The organism is Indolivaga macrotermitis (genome assembly GCF_900128985.1).
Taxonomy (GTDB): domain Bacteria; phylum Bacteroidota; class Bacteroidia; order Bacteroidales; family Dysgonomonadaceae; genus Dysgonomonas_A; species Dysgonomonas_A macrotermitis.
In genome coordinates, this window is record NZ_FQUC01000033.1 from 1 (window position 1) to 7281 (window position 7281).

At 36.8% G+C, this 7281-nt stretch carries 6 protein-coding genes; 4 read left to right on the plus strand and 2 right to left on the minus strand.

What is annotated here, in order from left to right:
- Positions 1-378: 378 nt before the first annotated feature.
- Complete coding sequence (locus BUC12_RS19480; protein WP_062178420.1) at positions 379-1113, minus strand: copper homeostasis protein CutC; 735 nt, start codon at positions 1111-1113, stop codon at positions 379-381.
- Positions 1114-1420: 307 nt separating this feature from the next.
- Between BUC12_RS19480 and mnmG the strand changes: the two genes are divergently transcribed.
- The 3 genes from mnmG (at position 1421) to uvrC (ending at position 5774) form a co-directional block, all read left to right on the plus strand.
- On the plus strand, positions 1421-3295 hold the full coding sequence (mnmG, locus tag BUC12_RS19485; RefSeq protein ID WP_062178417.1) for a tRNA uridine-5-carboxymethylaminomethyl(34) synthesis enzyme MnmG: 1875 nt from the start codon (positions 1421-1423) through the stop codon (positions 3293-3295).
- A 93-nt stretch (positions 3296-3388) separates the two neighbouring features.
- Positions 3389-3928 (plus strand): adenine phosphoribosyltransferase, encoded by a 540-nt coding sequence (locus BUC12_RS19490; protein WP_062178414.1) that lies wholly within the window; start codon positions 3389-3391, stop codon positions 3926-3928.
- 25 nt (positions 3929-3953) lie between these two features.
- Complete coding sequence (gene uvrC / locus BUC12_RS19495) at positions 3954-5774, plus strand: excinuclease ABC subunit UvrC (protein WP_062178412.1); 1821 nt, start codon at positions 3954-3956, stop codon at positions 5772-5774.
- Between the two features lie 146 nt (positions 5775-5920).
- On the opposite strand, the gene BUC12_RS19500 is transcribed toward uvrC, so the two are convergent.
- Positions 5921-6262 carry a hypothetical protein gene (locus BUC12_RS19500; RefSeq protein ID WP_062178409.1) on the minus strand — a complete coding sequence of 114 codons (342 nt, stop codon included), beginning with the start codon at positions 6260-6262 and terminating at the stop codon, positions 5921-5923.
- 279 nt (positions 6263-6541) lie between these two features.
- On the opposite strand from BUC12_RS19500, the gene BUC12_RS19505 reads away from it, so the two are divergent.
- Complete coding sequence (locus BUC12_RS19505) at positions 6542-7144, plus strand: HdeD family acid-resistance protein (protein ID WP_062178406.1); 603 nt, start codon at positions 6542-6544, stop codon at positions 7142-7144.
- Positions 7145-7281: the final 137 nt, after the last annotated feature.

The window sequence follows — 7281 nt, forward strand, 5'->3', positions numbered from 1 at the left end:
TAAAATATAAATAGTAATCTATATAAATAATATTACAAACAAATATTAACTTTATATGGATATTCAAATTAAATATTAAGATTTTATTATTCATATATTTATTTATCACTAGATATATATATTAAAAGGATAAGGAAAATATTTTAACTTATTTGATAGATGAAAGAAATAAGAAAATAAAGAGAAAATAGAAAATTAATAAATAAAAAATAGAATTATAATTTTCCAAAATGGATATTTATCATTAAAAAATATCTATCTAAAATATCCAAATAAAAAACTGATAATAATATTAGACAAAATAAAAATAGATATTTGACAAATACCTATTCATAAAATAGCATGGGTGAACCACACAAAAAAGCACTTTCAAAACAGTTAAAATTTGGCAGCAATATCTACTACTTTTTTAATAATTTTTTCATCAGAATAATACTGAATAAAATCTGATTCCGGTGAAAAATTCGGATTTAAATAATCCATCTTACTTTCAATTGGAGATAAAAAAGAGCCATGAACAGCTTTTACTCCTGTCTGAATAATCAAATTTTCTACATTTTGAGGTGTAATTCCGCCACCCGGCATAATTTGTATCCGGTCTTCAGACAAATCGACAAGCCTTTTGATAGTATTTACACCATCAACAGCCGTAGGAAAACCTCCGGGAGTAAGTATCCTTTTACAGCCTAGTTCTATAACATCAAATAAAGCCTTTTCAACATCTAAAACGTGGTCAAATGCACGATGAAAAGTAACAGACATATTATATCGAGAAGCCATCGTAACCAACTCTGCACATCGCATCTTATCAATGCTTCCGTCCCTGGTAAGAATACCGAAAACAACACCCGAACAACCCAGCTTTCCACACCATTCGATATCCTTTTTCATCAGGTCAAAATCAATATCATCGTACAAAAAATCGCCGGAGCGAGGCCTTACCAAAACATTTACCTCAATATCTGTCATAGATAAGCTTTTTTCAATCATAGAAAGAAAAGGAGTGAGCCCTCCTTCACTCAGATTGACACACAACTCCACCCTATTCGCTCCTGCTCTTTGAGCCGCAATTACCGATCGAACAGAGTTCGCACAAACTTCCACTTCTACCATATCACCATTCTTGATTTATAAGCAACCGCAAATATTTACGTGTGCTTTTCGGGATTATAACAACATATTCTTGTTTTAGTTTCCAAAGTAACGAATAGGTTCCAGACCTTAAAATTGAAGAAAAACACCTATAATTTCTAAATAAAATTGACTCGAAAAAGCCGACAAACAGCCGATAAAAAGACATTTTAAGCCATTTATAGAAGAAAAGAAGAGAGTTAAATAACTTCACGCAATGATTTACACACAATTAAGTAATCGAAAAATACTAACTTTGTAGTATAATTACAGTATATATTATCAAAAAATGAATTTCAAATACGACGTAATAGTTGTCGGAGCAGGACATGCCGGTTGTGAGGCAGCAACAGCTGCAGCAAACATGGGATCAAAAACCCTGCTTATAACAATGGATATGAATAAGATTGCGCAAATGAGTTGCAATCCGGCTGTAGGAGGTATAGCCAAAGGACAAATAGTTCGCGAAATAGATGCTTTAGGCGGTCAAATGGGAATTGTAACAGACACTACGGCCATACAATTTCGTATGCTGAACCGATCGAAAGGGCCTGCAATGTGGAGTCCAAGAGCGCAAAGCGACAGAGTACAATTCATCTCAAAATGGAGAGAAATAGTCGAAAATACAGATAATCTTTTCATCTGGCAAGATGCGGTAACATCCCTGATTATCGAAAATAATACAATAAAAGGGGTAAAAACCCGCATGGGAGTAACCTTCGAAGCCCAATCGGTAGTACTTACAAACGGAACTTTCCTCAATGGATTGATGCATATCGGCTCTACACAGATAACAGGAGGACGTGTAGGAGAACCTGCGTCTTACGGAATTACCGAGCAATTGAAAGAAATCGGATTCACTACCGACCGCATGAAAACCGGAACTCCGGCAAGAATCGACGGCAGAACCGTAGACTTTTCTCTTATGGAAGAGCAAAAAGGAGAAGATGATTTCCATAAATTCTCTTACCTCGATTTCAAACCGAGAACCCTGAAACAACTTAGTTGCTGGATAACCAATACCAACGAAGACGTACACTCCGAACTCAGAAACGGACTAGCCGATTCGCCACTTTACAATGGACAGATCCAGAGTATAGGTCCAAGATATTGCCCAAGCATCGAAACTAAAATCGTAACATTCTCGGAGAAAACATCGCATCAACTGTTTTTGGAACCGGAAGGAGAATCTACTCAAGAGTACTATTTAAATGGATTTTCGTCGTCTCTCCCACTCCATATCCAGATCGAAGCACTGCAAAAAATACCCGCATTCCGCAATATACACATATACAGACCGGGCTATGCGATTGAATACGATTTCTTCGACCCAACTCAGTTAAAACATACGTTGGAAACAAAGAAAATCAAGAACTTATTCTTCGCCGGACAAATAAACGGAACTACAGGCTATGAAGAAGCAGGTGGACAAGGTCTTATTGCCGGAATTAATGCCCACATAAAAGCTCACGGAGAAGGTGATTTCATACTCCGGAGAGACCAAGCATATATAGGTGTACTCATAGATGACCTCGTAACAAAAGGTGTAGACGAACCTTACAGAATGTTTACATCGCGTGCTGAATACCGGATACTTCTCCGACAAGATGATGCGGACAAACGCCTGACGGAATCGAGCTATAATATCGGATTAGCCAAAAGAGAGCGCATGGATCTGTTGAATCAAAAGACAGAAGAAACAAACAGAATCATCGAATTTGCATCGAACTATTCGCTGAAACCCGATTATATCAATCCTACACTTGAAAAGCTGGGAACAAGTCCGCTTAAACAAGGTGTAAAGTTGAAAGACATTATTACACGTCCACAAATAAGCATCCATAATATTATGGATTCGATTTCTGCCCTACGTGCAGAAATCGACAAAATACCCAACAGAAAGGAAGAAATAATCGAAGCCTGCGAAATCACCATCAAGTACGACGGCTACATAAAACGCGAACAACTGATCGCCGAAAAAATAAACCGTCTCGAAAACATCATCATTAAAAACAAGTTCGACTACGAAAGTATACTTTCATTGTCGACCGAGGCTCGCCAAAAGCTCGCCAAAATAAATCCCGAAACAATCGGACACGCAAGCCGGATTCCCGGAGTTTCGCCCAACGACATCTCCATTCTTCTTGTTCTTCTTGGAAGATAAAATCCATAGTTCCACGTGAAACACATTTTACGTTTCACGTGGAACATAGCAAAAATAAAAATACAAAATGTTTAAATATAGCAATTTACAAAAATGTCAAACAACAAAATCGAAAGATTAAAACAAGTAGTTCGCAACATTCCTGACTTTCCTATCGAAGGAATACAATTCAAAGACGTTACTCCCCTATTCCAATTTTCTGAAAATTTGAAAGACCTTACGGACGTTCTTTCCTCTCTTTACAAAGACAAAGGAATAACAAAAGTTGTAGGTATAGAATCACGTGGTTTTATCATGGGTCCTATTCTTGCTTTAAATTTAGACGCAGGATTTGTTCCTATCAGAAAACCCGGAAAATTGCCCGCAGAAACTATTGAAGAAAACTACGAAAAAGAATACGGATTCGACACCATACAAATACACAAAGATTCTTTGAGCGCCGACGATGTTGTTTTAATCCACGACGACTTATTAGCTACCGGAGGAACTATGCATGCTGCATACAATCTTGTAAAAAGAATGGGCGTAAAGAAAATATATATAAACTTCATTATAGAACTCGAACTTCTGAAAGGAAGAAGCCTGTTTCCTGATGACGTAGAAATAGAAACACTTTTAAAATACGATATTTAATATTTTCGATCCGACAAACCAGATTATGCAAAACGAGTATCTAAAAAATATCATACAGAATATTCCTGAAAAACCCGGGTGCTACCAGTATTTCGATGATAAGGGTACAATCATATACGTAGGTAAGGCTAAAAACTTAAAGAAACGGGTTTCGTCATACTTTACCAAGACACATCAGGATAGTCCTAAGACAAGGATACTCGTCAGCAAAATCCGCGATATAAAATATATAGTAGTAGATACCGAAGAGGATACCCTGCTGCTCGAAAATAATCTTATCAAAGAATATCAACCGAGATACAATGTTTTACTGAAAGACGATAAAACATATGCATCTATCGTTATCCGTAATGAATTTTTCCCAAGGGTTTATCAAACCCGGAATATTATAAAAGACGGGTCTCAGTATTTCGGCCCTTATACCAGTGTGGTAAGTATAAGGGCCCTGCTTGAGATCATACACAAGCTCTACCCTATCCGTACATGTACATTGAACTTAACTCCGGAGAATATTAAAGCCGGAAAATTCAAAGTATGCTTAGAATATCACATCAAACGATGTAAAGGACCATGCGAAGGTCTACAAAGCCTGGAAGAATACAATCAGAATATCGACAGCATCCGCCAGATACTGAAAGGCGATATAAACATTGTAAGTAAACAACTGTTCGAACAAATGCAAAAGTATTCCGAAGAATTCAAATTCGAGGAAGCGCAAAAGCTAAAAGAGAAATACGTTCTTATCGAGAACTTCAAACAAAAATCGACCGTTGTTTCCAGCATTATGTACAACATAGATATTTTCGGTTTCGATGAAGACGAAAATTCCGCATACATCAATTACCTGAGCGTTCACAACGGTGCTGTAATCCGTGCATATACTTTCGAGTATAAGAAAAAGCTGGACGAACCGAAAGAAGAATTACTGGGTCTCGGTATAATGGAAATCAAAAATAGGTTTATCAATTTATCGAAAGAAATTGTAGTTCCCTTCATACCCGATCTTTCCCTGCAAAATGTAGAATTTACAATTCCTCAACGGGGAGATAAATTAAAGCTGCTGAACCTATCGTTACAGAATGTAAAGCAATATAAAGTAGATAAGCTAAAACGGGCAGAAAGCCTTAACCCCGAACAGCGATCGATCCGGATAGTGAAAGGTATACAAAATGACCTTCATCTAAAAGAACTGCCTATACATATCGAATGTTTTGACAACTCGAATATACAGGGTACAAATCCTGTATCGGCATGTGTCGTTTTCAAAATGGCAAAACCGGCTAAGAAAGATTACAGGCATTTCATTGTAAAGACTGTGGAAGGCCCCGACGATTTTTCGACCATGAGGGAAGTCGTCTACCGCAGATACCACCGTTTGGTAGAAGAAGGGCAAACCCTTCCCCAGCTGATAGTGATAGACGGAGGTAAAGGGCAGTTGAGCGCAGCCTGCGAATCGCTGAAAGAGTTGAACCTGTATGGTAAGATAGCGATTGTAGGTATTGCTAAAAGGCTGGAAGAGATATATTATCCCGAAGACTCTATCCCACTCTATCTCGATAAAAATTCGGAAAGCTTAAAGGTGATACAACATATGCGCGACGAAGCCCACCGCTTCGGTATAACCTTTCACCGGAACAGAAGAAGCAAAGGCCAGACAGTTTCAGAATTAGACAGTATCAAAGGAATAGGCGAAGAAACCAAAAAAGCTTTGCTTACCCATTTTAAGAGCCTGAAACGTCTAAAACAGGCACAACAACCTGAAATAGAAGCTATTGTAGGAAAACATAAGGCCAAGCTACTGATTGATTATTTTCAAAGTGCTGAAAATCAAAATAAAGAACCATAAATTATCACATCCTGCAAAGGACTCATTAAAAAAATAAGAAAAACACCTATACAGATATGTAATAAAAAAGCCAATTCGGACTATTCCAAATCGGCTTGTATATATTTTTTACAGACTAACCTTCTCAAGAGAAATCCGAAAATGGCTCATTCCCCCCTATCCAACTCTGTTTCATCATAAAAACCTTCGTATTTACCAAGATCCGAACTTGTTCCACCGGAATAGCATTTGTATTTACCATTACTGGTTTTTCCGTATATTCTGACTCTCTGGCCAGTAGCTATGATTATTGCATAGTCATCATCTTCGAATTTTTGGCCGGGTATAAAATTAGTACCGGTACGGTTATCCGAAGATCGACCTTGAGTATTATTCAATAACTTATCCCTGATTATACGAACATCGTTAGTCATACCCCAAATTTTAAAAAATAAAATGATTTGCAGTATTCCAAACACGGTAATAATAACGAGAAGAAAATTTTCCATAATATCTAACTTATTAATTTATAATCCATTCTTGTTTTTAGAGTCAATAAGGTTACACACAAAGTTGTAATTCAATAATAAAGATATCCGAGATCAAAGAATAACGAGTAACCTAACTATAATTAAATTACAAAATATAATTCTGCAATTGCCTGTTATTTCTAAACCAATTGCAAAATTAAATTAAAATATCTAAACGGACATAACAAAAAAAGCACAAACCCGAAACAATATCCGATACATGATGTTTGATTTATATAAATCTTAAAACAAACAATTATGACTGATGAAAGAAAATATCAGGAATCTTTATTCCGCAGAAACGTCAAACACTGGTGGGTATCGCTTATAATTGGTATTATTTCGGTTGCTCTGGGCATAATATGTCCTTTCACTCCCATAGCAACATTTGCAACGCTTACAGTACTCTTTATTGCGGCCTTCCTTTTAGGAGGAATCTCTGAAATTGTATTTGCCATAAGCAACAATAAAACTCTGAAAAACTGGGGCTGGATACTTACAATGGGTATTGTAGACCTTGCATTTGCAATTATATTACTCGTCAATCCGATTCTCGCTCCCGTAATATTATGTTACCTTATAGGTTTCTGGATACTATTCCAGTCTATAGGAGGCATCGGTATGTCACTCAATCTTTATTTTGCCAGAGTAAGCAGTTGGGGCTGGGCCATGGCTCTTTCCATACTGGGCGTATTATTAGCCCTGTTACTCCTGTTCAGACCCGAGGTAGTAGTCTTGTTTACAGTATATATACTATCGCTAGGCTTTCTTTGCTATGGTATTTTCAGAATTTATATATCTATCAAAATGAAATCTTTCGAAAAGAATTTACCTAAAGATGATGATATCTTAGAATACTAAAGTAAAAAACTATGTATTACATCATAAAAGCCGGATAAGATATGAAGTGAACCCTAAAAGTTAGACAAACTTTTAGGGTTTATTTTATGGAAAAGAAGAAGCGTAACAAGTTTAGTATCGAAGATCGGGAGCGAGCC